Consider the following 21,865-nt stretch of genomic DNA (forward strand, 5'->3'; position numbering starts at 1 on the left):
GATGCCCGGGGCAGATGTGCCCGCGTCAGGAGCGGCGGAGCTTGTCCGTCAGGGTGCGGAGGGTGCGCAGCTCGTCGTCGTCGAGAGCCGACATGCGCTGGGCGATCGACCGTCCGTGCACCAGGGCGATCGAGCGGAACGCCCGTGCCCCCGACTCGGTCGCGCTGATCAGGGCGCCGCGTCCGTCTTCCGGGTCGGCGCACTTCGAGACCAGGCCGCGCGTGACCATGCGATCGACGAGGCGCGAGACGCTGGGCTGGCTGATGAGCATGTTCGCGGTGATGTCACGCAACCGCGTGGTCATCTCGGGCGAGCGCGTGACCGTGAGCATCACGTCGTACTCGGCCTGCGTGAGGTCGGTGCCCTCGAAGTCGGCGAGCATGTCGTGGAAGACCTCGTGCTGTGCACGGAACAGACTCTCCCAGGCGGCGAGGGCGAGCTTGCGATCGGTCATCCTCACAGGATACCGGCCGGTCTCGGGCAGCAGTAAGGGCCGGTCGGAGAGGCGTCCGACCGGCCCTTGTCCCTTGCACCAAGAGTGTCCTGCAATCACATCCGGTGAGTGCCACAGCAAACATTCACCGTGCGATCACTGTATAACGGCGAGGTAACGAATGCAACGGTTCGGTCACGAAATCTTGGTTCGATCCCGGCAGGTCTGGTGTCCCTTCTCGCACTTGTTGGCGGAGTCTCACGAGATCTGTCGGCTGTCTCGGACTTCCTGGCGGTGTCTCACGAATGTTGTCGAAGACGGCGTGGCTGGCGCGGGGCTGAATCACGTCCCGCGTACGTTTCGTGGCAAGAGATGGACGCAGGCCCTACTTGTTCACCGCTATAGCGCGATTGGGACGTATGGACTTCGGATGGGGATGGTCGACGCAGACCGGGGAGACGACGCTTCCCGCCGCCTCGGTTGAGTATCAGATGCTGGGTCAGCGTCACCGGCGAGCGATCGCGGACGCAGGCGGAGTCGACTTCGCGGTGTGCGATCCGATAAGGCAATTTCCGGCGTGGAAGGGGAAGCGCCACTACGACGGTTCGCTGTGGATGGCGAGTACGGGATCGTCGGTGCCCTTCGAGTCGCTGACCGAACGTTCTTGCCTCATGGAACTCGATAGGAACGGTGACGTCGAAGCGGTGTCCAGCCAGCCGATGTGGATCAGGTGGGCGGACGAGCGCGGTTTGAGCCACGTGCCTGACTACTTTGTGCGGCTGCGCCACGGGCTCTCCGTCGTTGTGGACGTCAAGCTCGCGAAGCATCTGGAAGACTCCGACACCATCCTCAAGTTCGACCGCACGGCACAGATCTGCGCTGAGTTTGGGTGGGGATATGCCGTGTTCCGGGGCAATCATCCGGTGCGGGATGCGAACCTGCGGTTCCTCCGCAGGTACCGCGATCCGCGATGGGACGCTGAGCTCGGTCAGTACACGCCGCCGTCCTCTCCCATGGAGCTGCGAGATGCCGTGGTCGCATTGGGTGGAGGAGACCTCGGCTACGCCCGGTGCTACGCGATGCTCTGGACGAACAAGCTGACTGCCGATTTTGAGGAACCGCTGAACATGCGCACAGTCGTCGCGCCCGGAGTTTCGTGATGCGGATGAATGCGGGAGACCGCGTGCGTTGGCGGGGCGAAGAGTGTCTCGTGATCATCGTGCGGTCCGAGTTCGTGACGCTTGAAACGCAGGATGGGGAGGAGATTGACGTCGCCTTCGACGTAGCTACCGCGGACATGGAGCGCGTCATCGCGCCAGTGTTTGATCGAGTTGCTGTCGATGAGTTGGGCGAGTCTGTGGCGCGCGAAGTGCGCATCTGGAAAGAAGCCATCGAGCGACTCGACAGCGCGCAGGCAAGCGGTGTGCCGCGCGGCGAGGCTCTCGATCACGAAGCGAGAAGGGTCGGCGACGCCATGGGACGCACGATCTCGGTACGCACTCTGGAGCGGCGAATCTCTTCATACCGTCGAAACGGCCTGTCTGGGTTGGCCGATAAGCGCACAGCCGGTTTGCGCGCCGCTCAGAACATGCGAGTCGACCCACGTGTCATCGCGCTGATCGAAGAGGTTCTCACGGGGAGGAAACGTGCGTCTACTACGAGCGCGAGCGCGGTGATCGAAGAGGTCTCTCGTCGGGCTCGCAGAGACTTCGGAGAGGGCATCTCCTTGCCAAGCCGCTCCTCGTTCTACCGCCTGCTCGGCACGCTCGATCGCGGCAGGAGTTCTTTCGGCTCGGCGAAGACTCGAGAGTCACTCTCACTTCGACCGGACGACGTATTCACTTCGGTCACGGCGACGAGGCCCGGAGAGCAAGTCCAGATCGACTCCACAGTGCTCGACGTCATGGTGCGGATTGACGAGTCAACCGTCGCTCGCCCTGAACTCACGATCATGGTGGACGTGGCGACTCGGTCAATCCTGTCGGCGATTTTACGCCCGGCGGGAACCAAGGGCGTGGACATCGTCATCGCACTAGCGCGAGCGCTTGTCCCTTACTCCCGCCGCCCGGAAGGAGCTCGAGAAACCCGTCGACTGATCTCCACTCTTTGGGCGGACGATGTCCTGCTCGATCAAGAACGGTATGAGCGCGCTCGGATGGCTCAACCCTTCATCTTTCCAGACTCGATCACGACGGACCGCGGGCGCAACTTCCTGTCGCGAGACTTCAGGGCCGCCTGCGACCATCTGGACATCTCGTACGTGACCGCGTCGCCTCACACTCCAACAGATAAAGCTCACGTCGAGCGAACGTTCAAGTCGATCAACACCCTGTTCCTCCAGTACCTGAAAGGCTACGTGGGACGCAGTGTGGAGCATCGTGGAAAAGATGCCACGATCGACTCGAATAGCTTGCTCACGATCGCTCAGATGCAGGAGCTGCTCGAGGACTGGATCGCGGTCGATTGGCAGAACCGTCCACACGACGGGTTGCGCCATCCCACCGAACCACGGGTCGTGCTTTCTCCGAATCAAATGTTCCGAGCCTTTCGGTCTCTCGCTCCTGAGTTGCACGTGCCCCTGACCGAACGCGACTTCATACGAATGCTGCCGACGATTCACCGTCGGATCAACCAGTACGGAGTCACGATCGACCATCGCGTGTACGACTCGTCCCTGCTGTCGCCGTACCGAAGGCGAAAATCGAACGACCGGCGAAACGATGGCAAGTGGCGGCTTCGCGTCGACCCCTACAACCTGCATGTCGTCTGGTTGGACGACAACGGAGAGCTCATCCCGCTCTTCTGGGCGAACCATGTGCACAGCACGCCCATGCTGGGCGACGTCTGGAGGACTGCGCTCGAGCAGTACCGGCAAGGAGTGACACCGGAGGCAGCCGATCGTGAAGAGCTTGTCGAGGGGATGAAGACCTTCGCCGCGAATGGGAACGCGGCGCGGGCAAAGGTCTCGAAGGAGCAGCGTCGACGCGCACGAACCAAAGCGGTGGCGGCCGACCCCATGAGCGCCGAACGGCTGACGAGTCCCGCAGCCCCTGTCGAAGGCGACCCGGAGCTACCGGGATCGGCCGACTTCGCGGCTGAGACTGAGGTTGAAGCGTCCTGGCCGCACAGCGGAGGTTTCGTGCTGATAACCCAGCCCACAGATGGTTTCGATGACGGGTTGGGCGATTGATGGATATCGCGACGAAAGAAGGCTGGCGCCACTACGTCGACGCGGTGTATGAGAAGCCGGTACTGACATCCAAGGCTGAGGTTAGGGCCATGGGCCCGGCGGAGAGAGCCCTCTATAACCAGGCCAGAGCGAGGTATTCTCAGGCCGGAGCGTTCGTCAAGACGCCACAGTTCGCCGAGTTTCAGGCTGCCGTTCGCGACCGCGTCTACCTCAACGGGTATCGTCTGGTCGGCAAGCTCGGCCTGATCCTCTCCGGAGAACCGGGCCAGGGCAAAACGACGACGCTGCTGCAGATCGGTAAAGAGCATGAGCTCCGACGGCGGTTGATGGCAAGTGAGAAGAATGAGAGCACGGTTCCGGTCGTTTACGTGGCTGTCCCCGCGCAAGCCGGCGCACGAGCGCTGCTACTCGAGTTCGTCCGATTCTTCGGACTCCCGACTCGGCGAGGCATCCTGTACAACGAACTCGTCGAGATGGTTGCGAACGCCATGCGACGCTGCGGGACTGAACTCGTTCTCGTGGATGACATTCACCACCTCGACCTGAAATTTCGCAGCAACATCGAGGCCTCCGACATGCTGAAGCAGTTGTCCGAACGCTGCGGCAGCACATTCGTTTACGCGGGAATCGCAGTCGAGGGCACCGGGATGCTGGAGGGAACTCGAGAAGGGCAGATACGCAAGCGCTTCGAGCTCTACGATGCCAGCCCCTTCAGCATCACCACGAAGCAAGGACGAACCGACTGGGGCAATCTGCTTCTCGCGATGGAGGACTCGCTATGTCTGTTGGATCAGTCGGCGGGGAGCATCCTGTCGGGCGCGAAGTCGCTCTACTGGCTCACACATGGAGAGATCGGGCCGTTGAAGGACTTGCTTCAGTTGGCGGCGCTTCATGCGATCGATGACGGTTCAGAAACCCTCGACCTGCGCCGGTTCGACAAAGAGGTCGAGCGGCGCCAGGCGGCTGCGCGAAGCCGCCAACGAGGATGAGATCGCTTCCGGTGAGCGTTCGCCTCTATCCGGATGAGAGCCCGGTGAGCTTCTTCTCTCGCCTGTGCGCAGCAAATCGGGTGTCCGAACATGACGTGTGGCGCGCCATGAGGCAGGAAGATTCTTTATTGGGGCCGGGCATTGCCCCCAATAAAGCCCTGGAAGCGGTGTGCGAGCTCGCGGGGTTGCCCCCACGTGCATTCGTCGACAACGGACATCGATATGCGTCAACGTGTCGGCACGATCCGACGCTGTGGGTGCGTTCCTGCCCGTACTGCAACGGAGCAGCGCCCGGGCTCATGACCCTGTGCCGACGGTGCACGCAGGGCGAACTAGTATTCGTCGAGCGCCTGTCGGGCCCTGTCTGTCTACGTCACGGACGCTGGCACGCCAACGGCCTCGACCTTGACGTGAGTGACATCGACGGCTTGGTTGGCGCTCAGCGCCGATTGAACGGAAACCTGCACGCGAGCTCGATCGGTTACCGCACGACCATCGCAGCCATCGCTCGTGACCTGATGAACGGTTGGTGGCACCCGGCGCGTGGCTCGGCTGAGACGATGGATCTTGACGACCAATGGGCGTCCCTGCCCGGCTTGATCGAACTCATCCTCGCTCTTGCCTCGCCACGAATGTTCGAGATACTGGACGACGCGAAGCTCGCCAACCGTATCGTCGCTGCTCTCTTGTTGCGATTGGGAGCTGAGGCTCGGACGAATGGAGACCTCCGCTCGACAATCGCCCAGGTCCCTCGTGACCGGGCCGACGATGACACCGATGTGCCGGAAGCGCTATTGAAGAGGATGAAGACGATTCGAGCGGGCTTGCTGCGCCACATGAATACCCGCATAGATCGTTGGCCGAACTTTCGAGGGACGAGCCATGCGGGGCGCCCCGTTCGATTCGTCCCTCCCGAGTACAGAGCGTCTCTCCGGTAAAGCGTCTCCGCAACGTCAGGTGAAAAGATCCGAGCTCCGAACGGGGCTCGACATCGCATCCCGAGTCCAAGCTGCTCGCGCGCCGAGGCGGTGGAGTTGCCGAGACGAGCGCGGTCGCAGACCGCTCCGCTCGGGGTTCTCGCAACCCGCCCAACGCGTCTCGGCCGACTGCTCGGCGCTTCCAGCCCGATGCGCGGACGTTGGTCATGAGGCGGCTGGCTCCAGTGACCATCTCAGAGACCGGGCGACGCACGTCAGACCATCAGAGAATGTGATTCGCCGCCAAGATGTCGGCGCGAGCTTCCCAGCCCGTCATGGGTGGGTGCTCGTCGGGCGAGCAGACGCCCCCGGTCTCTTGCACGAATGGGATCGGGGGCCTACATCATTCCCTCGCGGTGCGGCTTGGGAACATTTTGGGAACATCCCTGTTACCCGCGCCCGGGGCCCAGGACGCAGTGTGGATGTTCCGCTCTCTGGTGAGTCCGGTACGCAGCGCGATGCGGCCCTTCTACAGGCGATCGATCCACGTGTCCTCGTCTCGGTCAGCCCAGGAGTTCCCCGTGCTGACACGACCGGCCGCGGCAGCGCGGCTCTCGAGCTGGCGAATGAGTACGTTGGCCGCGCCAAGTTCAAGCTCCGCCACTGAGGTGATTCGGACTCCCGTCACCTCAGCCACAATGTCGAACTGGTCGCGAGCGCTGGCGATACCGAGCTTTGCGAACAGCTCGCGGATTGTCTGTCGCTGTCGCGGCGTCATGAGCGCCGGTCGCGCCTCTGCAGGGGCGGCGGAGTCGCCGAAGTCAAACAGCCCATCGTTCACCGCTCCATTCTTCCGTTCCCACGGGGACGTTCGAGCACCGAGCGTCGGGATACGTTCTGAGGCTCAGAAGCCTGGGCCGGCCAATGGGGGGGCGACCGATTTCCGTTGCACGGGGCACAATGCCGCAGATGAGCCGTGCGCGTGGGTGAGCCACTCGCTCGTCGCGCGTCAATGTCCGACCCAGGCGATAGCATGCATCACACCAGCTGACGTCACGGGTGAATAGGTGAACAGAGAAGAAGCGCAACGGCTCAGGCAGATCGTCGACGACGTTTCGGTCGCTGCTGATGCTGCAACGCAGGTGCTCGTGCATCGTGCCGCTGTCCTGGACGCTGCCGGCACAGCGAAGCGGACCATTCGCCAGAGCGCCGTCGACGTTCGCTCCGCCTCGCGCTTGCTTTGGCGCACGCTTCCGATGAGCGCCGCCACAATCGACGCCTTCACCGCTCTCGCACACTCATTGCGACTTCCCGACGTGTCGAGTGCCGAGCAAGACGCGCTGAACACGCTCGCTCAGCCAGTGACCACCGCCCTCCGCGATGTGCGGGCCCTGTTCGGTTTGCGCCGGATGTTCAGCAGTCGAGATTCGAAGCAGGCGGCGGAGAAGGCTGCGGGCTACCTCACGCAGATCCGCGACTGGAGCCTCGACCCGCGCATCGCGGCTCTGTTACGCCGCGTCGACGATCGCACCGCGCCCGCTCTGCCATTCGACGCGGCGCGCGCAGTTGAGCCGACGATTGGTCTCGACTCCCTGCTGGGTATTTCCGACCCGATGCTTGTCCCTGCCGAGAGCCTTCGCGAGTTGCCTTGGGCGTTGGAGACGATCCGTCACGCTCTGGTCGCCGAAGGACAGTTTCGGCAGTCCGCGATGGATGCCGGAACTGCGCTGCGTCACGCGGAGACAGAGCGCGTCATCGCCGAGATGCCGATCGATCGCCTCAGAGACGCCACCCGCGACCGCATCCGGACCTCGCCGCTCGAGGCCGCAGGCATGCGTACGGTCGGTGACGTGCTCCGCCAAGCCGCTCGGATCACACAGCTCCCTGGCATCGGTGACGTGACGGCTCAGAGGATCCGCGGCGCCGCTCAGACGCTCTGGCAGGCGGCCTACGACGAGATGCCTGCGCGGATCGATGTGAAGTCACCGCGGCCGGAGACGTACGCCCTCGTGAAAGCGTTGTCGGCCTGGGACGCAGCGCGCACGCTGAAGAACGCCCGGCACGACCTTGAATCGGCCGATGCGCTGCGCGGACTCGCAGAGGCGTTGACTGCTCAGCCGTCGCACCTCGTGATCGGTGGGGCCGACGCGGCCGCCTCTGAGCTTCTGCCCGCGGCGAACTCGGTGATCACTCGCGCTCGGTCGCTCTCAGTAGGCGGCGCTGCGAGCGCGCCGCACGACGCATGGCAGGACTTCCTGGCACGTCCGGCCGACTACTTCGTGATGCTCCAGGAACTCGGTTTCCTTGTTGAGGATGAGGACGCTGTTACCGGCGGACTCCCCGAGGAGATCATTGCCGCAATTCGCAAGCTCGAGCTCGATGGCACTCACCTGACGGCGTCGCTGCGTGGATACCAGAGCTTCGCGGCTCGCTTCGCCCTCGTTCAGCGGAAAGTGATCATCGGCGACGAGATGGGCCTCGGCAAGACGGTAGAGGCGATCGCGGTGCTCGCACACCTGCGCGCGAAAGGCTCGCACCACGGGCTCGTCGTCTGCCCGGCCGCGGTCGTCACCAACTGGATGCGAGAGGTGCAGTCCAAATCCTCGCTGCGCGCCCACCGCCTTCATGGGCCGGGACGCGTAGCGGCCCTGCGATCGTGGCGAACCGGCGGCGGCGTGGCTGTTACGACATACGAGTCACTCGGCTGGCTTCTCCCCGAGCTCGAGGGCAACGCTGACATCGCCTGCGTGGTGTTCGACGAGGCGCACTACATCAAGAACTTTGCGGCTCAGCGTGCCCGCCGGAGTGCGGAGTTGATCACGGCGACTCCTCGCGCCATCCTGCTGACCGGCACGCCTCTTGAGAATCGGATTGGCGAATTCAAGACGCTCGTCGAGTATGTCCGTCCCGATCTGGTCGTCGATGTCTCCGGCTTGCGGCCTCGCCTGTTCCGCCAGCAAGTCGCGCCCGCGTACCTGCGTCGCAGTCAAGAGGACGTGCTCACCGAGCTCCCCGAGCTGGTCCAGATCGAAGAGTGGCTGCCTATGTCGAGCGCCGACGAACGCGCATATCGAGAGGCTGTGTACGACGGGAATTTCCAGGCCATGCGCCAGGCGGCCGCGCTCGACCGCAGGGAGTCGGAGAAGCTCCAGCACCTTGCCGAGATCGTGGCCGAGGCAGAGGAGAACGGCCGCAAGGTGATTGTCTTCTCGAATTTCCTGCGTGTACTCGACGAAGCCAAGGCAGCACTTCCTGGGCGTGTCTTCGGCCCGATCACGGGCCGGGTCCCGGCCGCCAAGCGCCAGCAGATCGTCGACGAGTTCTCTGCCGCGCGTGACGGCGCCGTGCTTGTCGCCCAGATCGCCGCAGGCGGCGTCGGCTTGAACATCCAGGCGGCGTCGGTCGTGGTGATCTGTGAGCCGCAGCTGAAGCCGACGAGCGAATGGCAGGCGATCGCGCGCGCCCGTCGCATGGGGCAACTGCAGTCGGTGCAGGTGCACCGGCTGCTGTCGGAAGACGGGGTCGATCGCCGGATCTGGGACATCCTGGCGACGAAGACTGCTCTCTTCGAAGAGTTCGCGGCTCTCAGCGAGACCGCTGACGCGGCACCGGAGGCATTGGACGTGTCGGAGGCTGAGCTGGTACGTGACGTCGTCGATGCTGAACGCCGACGCCTGTTCCCCGGTCTGCAAGAAACGCCTGTGCCTGCGGTGCAGGATCAGTCGTCCTGACCTCGGTGGTTGTGAGTACAGTCAGTCGTCCCCATACGGAAGGAACACATGCGTCTCGAAGAGATCACGCCGAGCATGCGGCTGACCGGCATCGTCCCTGGTACTGCTGTCACGGTGCTGTTTACGCAGTTGCACGGCGCGAACGCCGTCGAGGTAACCTACCGCGACGACAGCGGCGGGCTCGATCAGCGCGTGCTATTCCGTGACGACGAGGCGAGGATCGCACGTCACCAGGAATCGGGCAGACCGTTCGACGCCGACCCGCGCGACTTCCGCCTAGCAGCGGAGGCGCAGCGCATCATGATGGCGGCGTTGCATGATCCGATGGTCGCTGTCGCGACGAGCGATGTGCAGCCATTGCCGCACCAGATCCGCGCGGTATACGGCGAGCTCCTGCCTCGCACGCCGCTCCGATTCCTGCTGGCGGATGACCCTGGGGCGGGTAAGACGATCATGGCCGGGCTATACATTAAGGAGCTCATCCTCCGTGACGACGTCCGGTCGTGCCTGGTCGTCGCGCCGGGCGGTCTCGTCGAACAGTGGCAGGACGAACTTTCGATGAAGTTCGGCCTTGAGTTCGACATCCTTGCCCCGGGCGCAGAAGACACTGTGCCGGGCAAGACCGTCTTCGAGCAGAAGCCGTTGCTCATCGCTCGCATGGATCAGCTTGCTCGCAATGAGGTGCTCCTCGATCAGCTGAACCAATCGGAGTTCGACCTCGTCATCGTGGACGAGGCACACCGGATGAGTGCCACCTGGTTCACTGGCGAGCTGAAAGCGTCCAAACGATTCCAGCTCGGTGAGCTCCTTAGCGAACGGGCCCGTCACTTCCTGCTCATGACCGCGACTCCTCACAACGGCAAGGAGGAGGACTTCCAGACCTTCATGTCGCTGCTCGACCGTGACCGGTTCGCCGGCCCCGGCGAAAAGCGCGCGCAGTCGGGCACGACTGACGGCCTTATGCGCCGGATGGTGAAGGAGAAGCTGGTGACGTTCGACGGCCGCCCGCTCTTCCCCGAGCGGATCGCCGAGACTGTCGCCTACCGACTGTCGCCGCAGGAACAGCATCTCTACGAAGAGGTCACCGAGTACGTCCGCACCGGCATGAATCGCGCCGACCGCCTCGACGGCAAGCGCAAGAACACGGTTGGCTTCGCGCTCACGGTGCTGCAGCGACGTCTGGCCTCGAGCCCTGAGGCCATCCACCAGTCTCTGCGTCGCCGCGCTGATCGCCTTAGTCGCGTCCGCGCGGACCTGCTCAATGGGGTCACAAGCGTTCTCGCCATCGACGCTCCGTCAGCGCTCCTGGGCGACGATCCCGATATCGACGAGCTGGATGCCGCAGAGCTCGAGACCGCCGAGGAAACGCTTGTCGACGCGGCCACCGCCGCGCTCACCGCCGCAGAGCTCGAGGCCGAAATCGCCGACTTGCGAGAGCTAATCGAGATCGCTCGCTTGGTCCACACCAGCGGGCAGGATGTGAAGTGGCGCGAACTCGAAGGCGTCATCACGAGCGAGCTGCTCGAACAGCGCGACGGATCGCCGCGCAAGCTGATCGTCTTCACTGAGCACCGCGACACGCTCAACTATCTGGAACGCCGCATCGCCCAGCTCATCGGCAATGCTGACGCGGTCGTATCCATCCACGGGGCCGTTCCTCGCTACGAACGCCGGCGCATCACTGCCGAGTTCACCTCGAATCCTGAGGTGCAGATCCTGCTCGCGACCGACGCTGCCGGCGAAGGCCTCAATCTTCAAGCGGCCCACCTCATGGTCAACTATGACCTGCCGTGGAACCCCAATCGCATCGAGCAGCGCTTCGGCCGCATCCACCGCATCGGCCAGACGGAGGTCTGCCGGCTGTGGAACCTCGTCGCCGAAGACACCCGAGAGGGCGAAGTTTACCGCCGCCTGCTCGACAAGATCGAAGAGCAGCGCGCTGCGTACGGCGGTGAGATCTTCAACGTGCTCGGCACGTCGCTCGGCGAGCTGAACCTATCCCGCGTAATGCGCGAGGCGATCCGCTACGGCGAGCAGGCTGACGTGCGCGCGCGGATGTGGGAGGTCATCGACAAGAGCGTGAGCGACGGCCTCCAAGAACTGCTCGATGAGGAGGCGTTGGCTACCGAGACACTGGCAGCGAGCGACCTCGAGTCGCTGCGCCGGCAGATGGAGGACGCCAAAGCGCGGCGCCTGCAACCCCACTTCATTCGAGATGCTTTCCGCGAGGCGTTTTCGCGAGTCGGTGGGCGGCTGGAACGCAGAGAACTCGGTCGCTTCGAGATCACCCACGTTCCCGCAGTCGTGCGGGAGGCAGCTGGGCGCGCGCCCATCTCACGCAAGTACGAACGTGTCGCGTTTGACGTCGCGAAGCTTGAGGTTGCGGGGACACCGCGCGCGGAGCTGATCGCCCCCGGACATCCGTTGCATGACGCGGTGATGAAGCTCGCGATTGAGCGGTACGGCTCGGCGCTCGACCGGGGCACCGTGCTCACGTCTGACGTCGTGACCGAGCCGACGCTCCTCGTCGGGGTGTTGAACGAGGTCAGGGACGGCACGGGCGAGACCGTGAACAAGCGCTTCGGATACGCCTTCGTCGACCCGACGGGCCGCACTAGCGAGGCCGGTACGGCTCCTTACCTTGACTTCGCCCCCGCCCCCGCCGATGACAGCGCCAGCGCCGGCGCGAATCTTCCCTGGCTCGCGCAGCGCGAGAAGGACGCGGTGTCGTGGGTCATTTCTGACCAGCTGCCGGCGTACGCCAAGGACGTCACGACGCTGCGCGCGATCGAGTACACCCGGGTGAGGGATCGTGTCGATGCGCGCTTGAAGCGCGAGGTGAACCGCCTGGACCTCGAGGCAATGAAGGCCGATGCTGACGCTGCGGCAGGCAAGCGTGTGCGCCATTCTTCCGAGACGCTGCGTCGCCGTGCGGAGGAGCTCGCGACTCGGCGCACGCACCGGCTCTCATTGATCGACAAGCAGCTCGAAATGAAGGCTGTACCGCCGCGTGTGACGGCGATCGCTCTCGTGGTGCCTAGCGAGCCGGCCGGGCCCGCCGCGGCAACGATCGACCTCGCGGCACGGAGTGCGGTCGAGCGGCGGGGAGTGGATGCCGTCCTCGCGGCGGAACGTGAGCTCGGTCGAGTTCCCGAAGAGCAGGCGCACAACAACCCGGGGTTCGATGTCTTGTCGCAGCGCGGGGGAGAGCCGAGCATCCGTATCGAAGTGAAAGCACGTATCGCTGGCGCCGACACCTTCACGATCACCCGCACCGAGGTACTCACGGCGCTCAACAGTGCGCCAGACCACCGGCTTGCTCTCGTGCGCGTGAGTCCCGACGGTCGATCCCACGACGAGGTGCGTTACATCGGTGACGCTTTCAGTGGGGTCGAGCCCGGCTGGCTCACCGACTTCGATGTCGTCTCGCAGAACCTGTCGTGGGATGACTGGTGGGCGCGCGGCGGGAAGCCGTTCTGATGTATGGGGGCGCGACGGGCTTTCTCCGCGCTCAGGGCTTCGTTGAGGTCACCGAAGACTCAGGCTCCGACTCCGAGGAGGTTGGCGCGCTCTTGCGTGCAGGCAGGACCTTCGTTTCACAGGACGGAGTGTTGCTCGAACACCAAGCGAGCGAACGAGCTCTCTGCCATCGACTGGCGCTTTATCTGGAGCAGGAGCTCCTGCCTGCCGACTACCTGCGTAGTGTCGACTGCGAGTACAACAGGGTCGGCACCCCAGGTGCCGAGGATCGTGTCAAGAGGCTCCGACGCAGTTGTCAGAGCTTTGACATGGAGCAGGAGTTCCGCCGTAGCGGAGTGTTCCCTGACATCATCGTGCACGAGCGCGGTGCGAATCGGAACAACAGCCTGGTTGTTGAGGCCAAGCTTGCGTCTGCGCTGAGCGAAGAGAGTCTGCGGGTAGACCTCTGCAAGCTTCAAACATATGTGGCGGAACTGGACTACCGTCATGCGGCGTTCGTCCTCTTCGAGGATCGCGCTGGTGCTCCTGCGCTACGCCTATTCTCGTTGGCTCTCTTGGCGAACGCCGACGCCTCTGCTCGTGGCCGAGCTCGCAGGTAGGCTCGAAGTCGCAGTTACCAGGCGCGAGAGCGCACCCGAGAGGAACCCAGTGGCAGTCAAGCGCAAGCTGATCGAGGTCTCGATCCCGCTCGACGAAATTAATAAGCAGTCGGCGCGCGAGAAGTCGATACGTCACGGCCATCCAAGCACCTTGCACCTGTGGTGGGCTCGGCGACCGCTGGCCACGGCGCGGGCGGTGCTGTTCGCGCAGCTCGTCGATGACCCGTCGGCGCGTGAAGACGAGTTCCTCGCCGAGGCCCGAGAGAAGGGCTACGAAGACCCCGAGGGCTGGGCCGGCCACCGCATCAAGCAAGAGCGTGAGCGCCTGTTCGACCTCATCACGCGCATGGTCAATTGGGACAACCTGGGTGACGAAGCCCTGTTCGACGCCGTGCGCGCCGAGATCGTGAGGTCCACGAACGGCAACCCGCCCGCGATCCTCGATCCCTTCGCTGGCGGCGGCACGATCCCACTGGAGGCGCAGCGACTCGGATTGGAGGCCCACGCGAGCGACCTCAATCCCGTCGCGGTTCTCATCAACAAGGCACTCATCGAGATCCCGCCGAAGTTCGCCGGCCGCGAGCCGGTATTTCCCGGCGCAGCGGGCACGCGCACGGACTGGCCGACTGCCACGGGACTCGCAGAGGACGTGCGCAGATATGGCGAATGGATGCGCGACGAAGCGGAGAAGCGTATCGGGCATCTTTACCCGAAGGTGACACTGCCTGGCGGCGGTGAAGCGCCGGTCATCGCATGGATTTGGGCGCGTACTGTGACCTGCCCGAACCCCGCTTGTGGCATCGAGACGCCGTTGCTCAGCTCGTGGTGGCTGAGCAAGCGCAAGGGTAAGGAGACCTTCGCGATCCCTCGGGTAGTCGACGGTCGCGTCGAGTTTGAGCTTGCGCACGACCCAGCACGAGCCACCATGAACCTTAGCGATGGGACCGTCGGGCGTACTGGCGGCGTCTGCGTGGCGTGCGGATCATCCTTTCCCTTGGCTCACATCCGCAATGAAGGGCAATCTCGCGGACTCGGTACGCGGCTGGTTGCGACAGTTGCCGAGGTCGCGCGAGTTCGCCGGTTCTTTCCTCCGAGCGATGAGCAGGAGACAGCGGCGAACGTGCCAGCACCGGTCGATGTGCCCGCCGGAACGCTCGGCCACTATCCGCGGGACATCAAGGCGCCGATTTACGGACTAGATGAGTTCCGAAAGCTGTTCACGAATAGACAGTTGACGGCTCTAACGACGCTTAGCGACCTCGTGCTCGAAGCCCGTGAACGCGCGCTTGCTGATGCGAGGCGCGCGGGATTGGATGGCGACGAGGGGCTCGAACTTGGGGGCTCAGGAGCCGTTGCCTATGCCGACGCAGTGGCGACTTACCTAGGGATGGGCGTTAGCCGACTTACGGACATTGCCAATGCGCTCACCCGTTGGGAGAACACGAAAGAGCAGATTCGCAATTTGTTCGGCCGCCAGGCAATTGCAATGGTTTGGGACTTTGGGGAGGCCCCGCCGTTCGGCAGAGCTGCTGGATCGTTTGAAGTTAGCCTCGGGAATCTCGCCAAGGCCCTTGAGCGACTGCCTGCCGTTCGAGAGGGGTTCGCGGAACAGGCTGATGCTTCGTCAAGGTCGTATGCGAACGTTGTTGTATCTACCGACCCTCCGTACTACGACAACATCGGATACTCGGATCTCTCGGACTTCTTCTACGTCTGGCTTCGGCGTTCGCTTCAGAGCATCCACCCAACTCTCCTGGGCACGATGCTCGTTCCCAAAGCGGAAGAGCTCGTTGCCAACACCTATCGTCACGGTGGTGCTCAGCCGGCGCGGGACTTCTTCGAGAGCGGCTTCGAGCAGGTCTTCGAGCGCGCACGCGGTTCTGCTGCGCAGGACTACCCGATCACGGTGTACTACGCGTTCAAGCAGGCGGAGCGCGACGAGCTTGGTGAAGCGTCAACGGGTTGGGAGACGATTCTCGGGAGCATGGTCCGAGCGGGGTGGGCGGTCACCGCAACGTGGCCAGTGCGGTCTGAACTCGGCAACCGGATGATGGCGTCGGGGATGAACTCGCTTGCTTCCTCCGTAGTGCTTGCTCTCCGCCCTCGCCCCCAAAACGCGACTGTGGCCGACCGGCGTGGTTTCATCGCGGCGATGAAGCGCGAACTTGGCCCGGCCCTGCGAGAGTTGCAGCAGGGCGGGATCGCGCCTGTCGACCTACCGCAGTCGGCCATCGGCCCTGGAATGGCAGTGTTCTCCCGATACTCGAAGGTCATCGAGTCTGACGGCTCGGAGATGTCGGTGCGTTCGGCGCTCGCGCGAATCAACGAGGTGTTAGATGAGTTGCTGACTGAGCAGGAGGGCGACTTCGATCCGACCACCCGTTTCGCCATCGCCTGGTATCGCAGCAATGGCTACGAGGCGGGTGCGTTCGGCGATGCCGAGAACCTGGCACGAGCGCGCGCAACGGCGGTCTCGGCGATGGAGCGCGGCGGCATCCTGAGTGCCCGCGCGGGCAAAGTGAAGCTGTACCAGCCGACCGACCTGTCGGACGGCTACGACGTGATCGCTGACCAGCACACGTCGGCATGGGAGGCGCTTCAACACACGATCCGCATCCAGGAGTCAAAGGGTATCCCGGCTGCGGGCGCGTTCCTGCACGACGCGAGCCGCCGACCTGACGGTGCGATAGACCTCGACCTCGTGAAGGAGCTGGCCTACCTGCTATTCCAGGTGGCCGAGAAGAACGGCTGGACGAAAGACGCCATCTCCTTCAACAGCATCGCGACCTCGTGGGGCGATCTGATTGACCGTGGTCGCGAGACGGCACCGTTGGAGACTCGTCAGGAGCTCGATTTCGACTCGCTCTGAGCGGTGCGCTAGTCGCGAGTCGAAGGGCGAGCTGTTGTATGTCATCGCGCAGGAGACACGGCTGGCGATGTCGGTCGAACCCCGTAGTGTGATCGCCGGAGGCAAATTCATGGCATCGAATCGTGATCGCATCGGCCGGATGTTCGAGATCCTGGCCGAGGCGTTGGATGACTTTATTACCCGTACGCTCGCACCCGAAATCGGCGAGCACGACTGGGCCAAGGTCGTGCAGCTCGCCGACGAGGCCAAGGGCATCACGGGCAAGGAGTACAGCCGTGAGGATCCCCAGGTACAGCTGCGCATGCTCACGGAGCGCATCACCAATCGAGTGAAGCCGGGCTGGTACCCCTTCGACGGCGTGATGTCGCGCCCGGCCCAGGCATACGTCAGCCTCCTGCGCGAGACGCGCAATGACTGGGCGCACAACAAGAGCTTCGACGACGACACGGCACTTCGCGCGCTCGACGACGCGCGCTTGTTGCTCGCGGCGATCGGCCAGACGTACGCCGCAGAGAAGGTCGACGCCATACGGCTTGACCTCCGCCGCATCGCAACCGGCAAACAGGACCAGCGGGCGCTGAAGAACTCCAACGTGGTGCCCGGCGCTGCTGGCACCGCCCCGTGGCGCCAGGTGCTGAAGCCTCGTGACGAGGTCGCGACCGGGAATTTCCAGTCAAGCGAGTTCGCTGCCGACCTGTACAAGGTGGCTCGGGATCCCGCGAGCACCAGTGCCGAATACGCGAACCCGGCACAGTTCTTCGCTCGCACCTACCTAACCGAAGGACTTCGCGACCTTATCGGGCGTGCCGTCCGTCGCCTCTCCGGTGACTCGAACGCGTCGCCGGTCATCAATCTCCAGACGAACTTTGGTGGCGGCAAGTCCCACTCGATGCTCGCCCTCTGGCATCTTGCAGGAGGGCTGCCCCTTGGGAGCTTCCCTCAAGAGACGCAAGAGCTCCTGACCGAGAATTCCTACCCCGGTGACGGCATCAAGGCGTCTCGTGTCGCGCTGGTCGGCAACCATATCGCACCCGAAGGCGAGACGAAGCCCGACGGCACGCGCGTGAACACGCTCTGGGGGGAGCTTGCCTGGCAGCTTGGCGGTGCTGAGGCTTACAGCATCGTGAAGGAGCACGACGAGAAGCACACCAACCCAGGCGCCGCGCTCCACACGGTGCTTCAGACCTACGCTCCCGCAGTGATCCTCGTGGATGAGTGGGTCGCCTACGCCCGCCAATTGTACGGTCGCGAAGACCTCGCAGGCGGCACCTTCGACACGCAGTTCACGTTTGCCCAGTCCCTCACGGAAGCGGCGAAGTCGACTCCTGGAGTGCTGCTCGCTATCTCCATCCCGGCTTCCCACGATGCTGACGACAGCAAGGATGTCCCGGGCGCCGCCGAAGAGGTCGGCGGCTCGAACGGCATGGAAGCGCTCAAGCGCTTGCAGAACGTCGTGCGGCGCGTCGCCGACCAGTGGCGGCCCGCTTCGAGCGACGAGGCCTACCGTATCGTCAAGCAGCGTCTCTTTGAGTCGGAAGACGCGCAGGCGCTCGCGCAGATCTCCGCCACGGCGAAAGCCTTCAGCGACTTTTACTCAGCCAACGCTGGTGAGTTTCCGAAGGAGGCGCGCGACCCGCGGTACGCCAAGCGGATCGCGCAGACATACCCGCTGCATCCGGAACTCTTCGATCGGCTGTACGAAGATTGGTCGTCCCTCGAACGCTTCCAGCGCACTCGCGGCGTGCTGCGACTTATGAACTCGGTGATCCACGCGCTGTGGGCCGGCGAAGACCAGGGGCCGCTCATCATGCCTAGCTCCGTGCCCCTCTCGGTCGCGGCCGTCAACGCGGAGCTGACTCAGTACCTGCAGGACTCGTGGAAGGCCGTGATCGATGCCGACGTCGACGGCGTGAACTCCGAGCCCGCGCGGATCGACAACGAGAAGCCTGTCTACGGGCAACGCTCTGTGACCAAGCGCCTCGCGCGCACTGTCTTCTTCGGAGCCGCGCCGACCATCGGCACGGCTCACAAGGGTATCGACACCCAGCGCGTGTTCATCGGCACCGCCGTGCCGGGCGATACGGTCGGCAACTTCCACTCGGCGCTGACGCAGCTCGCGGACCGGACCACTTACTACTACTCGAGCTCGGGTAAGCACTGGTACGACACTGAGGCCAACATCACGCGACGGGCGAAGGACAGCGCCGAAAGCCTGCACATTGAAGACGTCTATGCCGAGATCGTCCGTCGCTTGCGCTCCGAGGAGCGGGTGCGCAGTGATTTCGCCGGCGTGCACGTGGGGCCCAGTGATTCGGCTGACATCCCCGACCTGGACCAGGCCCGCCTAGCGATCTTGCACCCTCGCTTCGCGCACAAGCGCAAGTCGAAGTCGGCGGCCTACGAGTTCGCCAAGCAGGCAACCGAGCGCCGCGGCACAGCCCACAGGGCGAATCGCAACATGGTTGTCTATCTCGCCCCCGACGAGGACCGTCTGGCTGAGCTAGAGCAGGCGACCCGTTCGTACCTGGCGTGGCTCGAGATCGTGACCAAGGCGAACGACCTCAACCTGACGCCTCAGCAATTAGCCCAGGCAAAAGAGAAGCGCGAACAATACGGCCGCACCTTGGATGATCGGTTGCAGCTGACCTACCAATGGTTGCTGCATCCCGTCGCGAGCGACCCTTCTCAGCCGTTCGAGATCGATGAGCTGAAAACCGATGGTTCGACATCGTCGCTGAGCGAGCGGGCGGCGAAGAAGCTCGGCGGCGAGGGCGTCTACAGCACCCAGCATGCTGCGCGCTCTATCCGTCATGCATTGGATCACCTCGTGCCTGCCGCGTGGGAGGCCGGGTACGTCAGCGTTGGCGCGCTGTGGGGCCTGTACGCGCAGTACCCCTACATGCCGAGGCTGCGGGACCGCCAGGTTCTCGTCGAGGCCATCGACAACCAGCCGCTGCTGTGGCAGAGCGAGGGCTTTGCGATCGCCGAGAGCTACGACGCCGAGGCCCAGAAGTATGGCGGACTATGGTTGCCTGGCGAGCCGGGGCGTGGACCGATTACCGACTCCTCGTTGATCGTGAAGCCACTCGCGGCGGAGACGCAGCGCGCGGCGACAGCGCCTACGGCGGTAGTCGTGCCGGTGCCTGATCCTGGCCCGGAAGTTGTGCCCACGGTTCCCCCGGTGCAGCCAGCACCCGCGCCGATCCGGTTGACCACGAGGTATGTCGCGAGCTCGAAGATCAGCGCCGAGCGCTACGCCGCCGACTTCTCGAAGATCGCGAACGAGGTGATCGCAAACCTGGTGGCCTACGGCGCAAAGGTTGAGCTGTCCATCTCGATCGACGCGGTGTTGCCTCAGGGCTTCTCGGAGCAGCAGATCCGCACCATCCGGGAGAACGGCACGACACTGAAGTTCACGACGAACGAGTTCGAGAAGGAGTAGGGCTGGCGGGTTTGAGCAGTCACAGCCTGGGCGCGAGCAAGACCTGGCCGCATGCGGACTCCCGGTCCGCTACGCCGCGCCGATCGTCGACCGCGTGAGAAGCGCCGTGGCGCTATCGGCCACGGTGCTCTCTGCGGCTTCGCGCCGAGCAACGCGGTGCCAGCGTGAGGGGTGGGTCGGCCGCCCCCCGAACGTCCAGACACGATGTTGACGCTCACCGAGTTGTTCGGTCAGCCAGCGGAGCTGGGCTTGAAACACGACTCTCTGATCGCCTGTGGGCAGTTGGACGCCGTACCCGAGGAGTACATCCGTCGTGTCAGCACGATACAGTTCGCGAGCGATCTCGTCGCGACCCGCTTGCCACGCTGCCTCCATCCCGGAGAGATTGAGGAGATTGCTGTTCGGCAGCGGCGCGGCGTAGAGATTTGCGACGCTTGCGGAGGTGCAGCCGAGAGCCTCGCGAGCGATCTCGATGCGACTTAGCGTGCGCGCGCCGGTGCCGACCGGGAGACTGTGAAGGATCGCGACCAGGTGACCAGACATCATTCACCAGTATGGGCGCAGGTTATGGCTCCGGGGGCCTGCGTGTGCGGCGGTACTGAGCATCGGGCAGGACATGGCCGCCGAAGGCAGGTGCCACGGCGGCCCACTGCGGTCAGCCAACGACTCCAACTGCCTCTGTCAGAGTTCAATGGCCCCAGCGAAATGTTTGCCGCTGAAGCTCTGGCCGGTCACGTAAGGGCATGGCGATGTCGTCGTGCCCGTTGCAACCGGTCAGACTCCCGGCGATGCCTCGAGGCGGGCCTCGAGATACGGATCCTCGTTCGTCGCTGAAGCTCCTCGCGAGGGGAAGCTGATGCACGACGACCACAGCAGACGCGTTCACACGGTGCGGCTTCGGATGGCGGATGAGTTCGCGTTCGCTGCGGGTTCAGGGATCAGGTAGAGCCCGCTCGGTGCATTCGGGCGGAACGCCAGTGCCTCGATACATGCGCGATTGGTCGATGGCTCACGGCTGCCTCCGAACTCGGAACCCGTGTGCTCGCCGGCCGTACGAGCCTTCTCCTGGCGGAACTACAGCCAGTAGGTGTCGAGGCGAGGCGCCGGCGTCTTGTCTGCGCGCACCGTGGTGTCGAGCCACGGCTTGAGCTTGTTGAGTAGTCCGGATAACTGTCCATATCGTCGGCAACGGGACAGACGTTGAAGCGAGCCGAGCCTCGCGCCGATGCTCGGGGTACGGGGTCTTATCGTGCCCGATTCGCCGGACGTTGAGGTGTGATCGGGCGGTGGTCGAGGACGTTCTCCTCGGTGAGACCTGCTGACCCGCCAGAATCCCGTCACCGGGTGTAGCTAACCGCTTCGCGGCGTACGATCACAGTATCGGCTCGCGTCTCAGACAGGAGGACCGGATGTCGGATCTGATGCGACCATTGACTCTGGATGCCGCTGTCGAAGAGCTGCTCGAATCGATCGACGTGAGCGAGTGCGACCCGGAGATCTTGGAAACGCTCCAGCGCGAGGCCACCCACCTGTCACGGTGCATGCGTCCGCCGAGCCCCGGCCTGTCGATGGAACAGCGTGCGTATCTCGTGGAGTCCGGCGCTTTCACGGCGGAGCAGTTCGTTCAGACCGAGCAACGGGTGGCGCGCGGCGAACTGCGTGAGGATGAGAACCGCACACGTCTCGGAACCATCGCGCGCTCGTATGGTGAGCGAGCGGCCGCGGCGCGATTAGGGCTGGAACTCGACGAGTTCCGAGCGCGCCAACGGGCGGGCGCACTCTACGCGTTCGACGCATCCGGTGTGACCATTTACCCGAGATGGCAGTTCACAGACCGAACCGATGACGGGCTTCTGCCGCATCTCGCGCGTGTCGTGACGTGGCTCCTCGAAGACTGGCACCCCGCGAGTGTCGAGGGATTCATGACTACGCCGAAAGACAGCCTGATCTATCGCAGTGAGCTGCAGACGCCCATTCAGTGGCTACTACGGGGTGCCGACCCGCGTCCCATTGAGCAGATACTCGAAGGTGCGCGGTGGCGATGACGACAGCCTAGTGCTCGCGACGCTGTCTTCGATCCTCGGTGTTCTGCCGCATGGCTTGATGGCGGCTAGATGACCAGATCGGGCACGACGGACGACATCTCCTTGGACGCGAGCGCTCATCGATGACTCCTGGCCGGGCTGGATCTGAAGCCGCGAAGCGCGACCCCGCC

At 64.0% G+C, this 21,865-nt stretch carries 13 protein-coding genes; 9 read left to right on the plus strand and 4 right to left on the minus strand.

What is annotated here, in order from left to right:
• Positions 1 to 25: 25 nt before the first annotated feature.
• A complete protein-coding gene (locus RWS82_RS00305; protein ID WP_314645656.1) occupies positions 26 to 454 on the minus strand; it encodes a MarR family transcriptional regulator in 429 nt (142 codons plus the stop codon).
• 398 nt (positions 455 to 852) lie between these two features.
• On the opposite strand from RWS82_RS00305, the gene RWS82_RS00310 reads away from it, so the two are divergent.
• The 4 genes from RWS82_RS00310 to RWS82_RS00325 are packed head-to-tail and all read left to right on the plus strand — an operon-like array spanning position 853 to position 5,550.
• Positions 853 to 1,593 carry a TnsA-like heteromeric transposase endonuclease subunit gene (locus tag RWS82_RS00310; protein WP_314645658.1) on the plus strand — a complete coding sequence of 247 codons (741 nt, stop codon included), beginning with the start codon at positions 853 to 855 and terminating at the stop codon, positions 1,591 to 1,593.
• 50 nt (positions 1,594 to 1,643) lie between these two features.
• Positions 1,644 to 3,623 carry a DDE-type integrase/transposase/recombinase gene (locus tag RWS82_RS00315; RefSeq protein ID WP_314645661.1) on the plus strand — a complete coding sequence of 660 codons (1,980 nt, stop codon included), beginning with the start codon at positions 1,644 to 1,646 and terminating at the stop codon, positions 3,621 to 3,623.
• On the plus strand, positions 3,623 to 4,612 hold the full coding sequence (locus tag RWS82_RS00320) for an ATP-binding protein (protein WP_314645663.1): 990 nt from the start codon (positions 3,623 to 3,625) through the stop codon (positions 4,610 to 4,612). Before RWS82_RS00315 ends, RWS82_RS00320 begins: the two co-directional genes overlap by 1 nt.
• Positions 4,613 to 4,623: 11 nt before the next feature.
• Positions 4,624 to 5,550: a TniQ family protein gene (locus RWS82_RS00325; RefSeq protein WP_314645664.1), complete on the plus strand. Its 927-nt coding sequence runs from the start codon at positions 4,624 to 4,626 to the stop codon at positions 5,548 to 5,550.
• 508 nt (positions 5,551 to 6,058) lie between these two features.
• Here RWS82_RS00325 and RWS82_RS00330 read toward each other — a convergent pair.
• Positions 6,059 to 6,370 (minus strand): hypothetical protein, encoded by a 312-nt coding sequence (locus RWS82_RS00330; protein ID WP_314645666.1) that lies wholly within the window; start codon positions 6,368 to 6,370, stop codon positions 6,059 to 6,061.
• Between the two features lie 226 nt (positions 6,371 to 6,596).
• Between RWS82_RS00330 and RWS82_RS00335 the strand changes: the two genes are divergently transcribed.
• Entirely contained in the window at positions 6,597 to 9,260 is a 2,664-nt protein-coding gene (locus RWS82_RS00335; protein WP_314645670.1) for a DEAD/DEAH box helicase, read from the plus strand.
• Positions 9,261 to 9,308: 48 nt separating this feature from the next.
• The gene (locus RWS82_RS00340) at positions 9,309 to 12,740 is read left to right on the plus strand and encodes a helicase-related protein (protein ID WP_314645671.1); all 3,432 of its coding nucleotides are present in this window, start codon (positions 9,309 to 9,311) and stop codon (positions 12,738 to 12,740) included.
• A 116-nt stretch (positions 12,741 to 12,856) separates the two neighbouring features.
• Here the strand turns inward: RWS82_RS00340 and RWS82_RS00345 are convergent, their stop codons facing one another.
• The gene (locus RWS82_RS00345) at positions 12,857 to 13,228 is read right to left on the minus strand and encodes a hypothetical protein (protein ID WP_314645673.1); all 372 of its coding nucleotides are present in this window, start codon (positions 13,226 to 13,228) and stop codon (positions 12,857 to 12,859) included.
• A 160-nt stretch (positions 13,229 to 13,388) separates the two neighbouring features.
• Between RWS82_RS00345 and RWS82_RS00350 the strand changes: the two genes are divergently transcribed.
• Together RWS82_RS00350 and RWS82_RS00355 are read left to right on the plus strand one after the other, a co-directional pair.
• Entirely contained in the window at positions 13,389 to 16,208 is a 2,820-nt protein-coding gene (locus RWS82_RS00350; protein ID WP_314645674.1) for a DUF1156 domain-containing protein, read from the plus strand.
• Between the two features lie 34 nt (positions 16,209 to 16,242).
• Positions 16,243 to 19,650, plus strand: a complete 3,408-nt coding sequence (locus RWS82_RS00355; RefSeq protein WP_314645676.1) for a Swt1 family HEPN domain-containing protein — start codon at positions 16,243 to 16,245, stop codon at positions 19,648 to 19,650.
• Between the two features lie 69 nt (positions 19,651 to 19,719).
• On the opposite strand, the gene RWS82_RS00360 is transcribed toward RWS82_RS00355, so the two are convergent.
• On the minus strand, positions 19,720 to 20,196 hold the full coding sequence (locus RWS82_RS00360) for a hypothetical protein (protein WP_314645677.1): 477 nt from the start codon (positions 20,194 to 20,196) through the stop codon (positions 19,720 to 19,722).
• An 863-nt stretch (positions 20,197 to 21,059) separates the two neighbouring features.
• On the opposite strand from RWS82_RS00360, the gene RWS82_RS00365 reads away from it, so the two are divergent.
• On the plus strand, positions 21,060 to 21,695 hold the full coding sequence (locus tag RWS82_RS00365; RefSeq protein ID WP_314645678.1) for a hypothetical protein: 636 nt from the start codon (positions 21,060 to 21,062) through the stop codon (positions 21,693 to 21,695).
• The last annotated feature ends 170 nt before the right edge of the window (positions 21,696 to 21,865 follow it).

Source organism: uncultured Microbacterium sp., from assembly GCF_963528945.1.
In the GTDB taxonomy this organism is placed as follows: Bacteria; Actinomycetota; Actinomycetes; order Actinomycetales; family Microbacteriaceae; genus Microbacterium.

Bases quoted from the DNA above. Each gene is read 5' to 3' on its own strand.
- RWS82_RS00305 (WP_314645656.1), bottom strand. From the start codon at position 454: ATGACCGATCGCAAGCTCGCCCTCGCCGCCTGGGAGAGTCTGTTCCGT.
- RWS82_RS00310 (WP_314645658.1), top strand. From the start codon at position 853: ATGGACTTCGGATGGGGATGGTCGACGCAGACCGGGGAGACGACGCTT.
- RWS82_RS00320 (WP_314645663.1), top strand. From the start codon at position 3,623: ATGGATATCGCGACGAAAGAAGGCTGGCGCCACTACGTCGACGCGGTG.
- RWS82_RS00340 (WP_314645671.1), top strand. From the start codon at position 9,309: ATGCGTCTCGAAGAGATCACGCCGAGCATGCGGCTGACCGGCATCGTC.
- RWS82_RS00345 (WP_314645673.1), bottom strand. From the start codon at position 13,228: ATGACGGTAGTCCAGTTCCGCCACATATGTTTGAAGCTTGCAGAGGTC.
- RWS82_RS00360 (WP_314645677.1), bottom strand. From the start codon at position 20,196: ATGATGTCTGGTCACCTGGTCGCGATCCTTCACAGTCTCCCGGTCGGC.
- RWS82_RS00365 (WP_314645678.1), top strand. From the start codon at position 21,060: ATGTCGGATCTGATGCGACCATTGACTCTGGATGCCGCTGTCGAAGAG.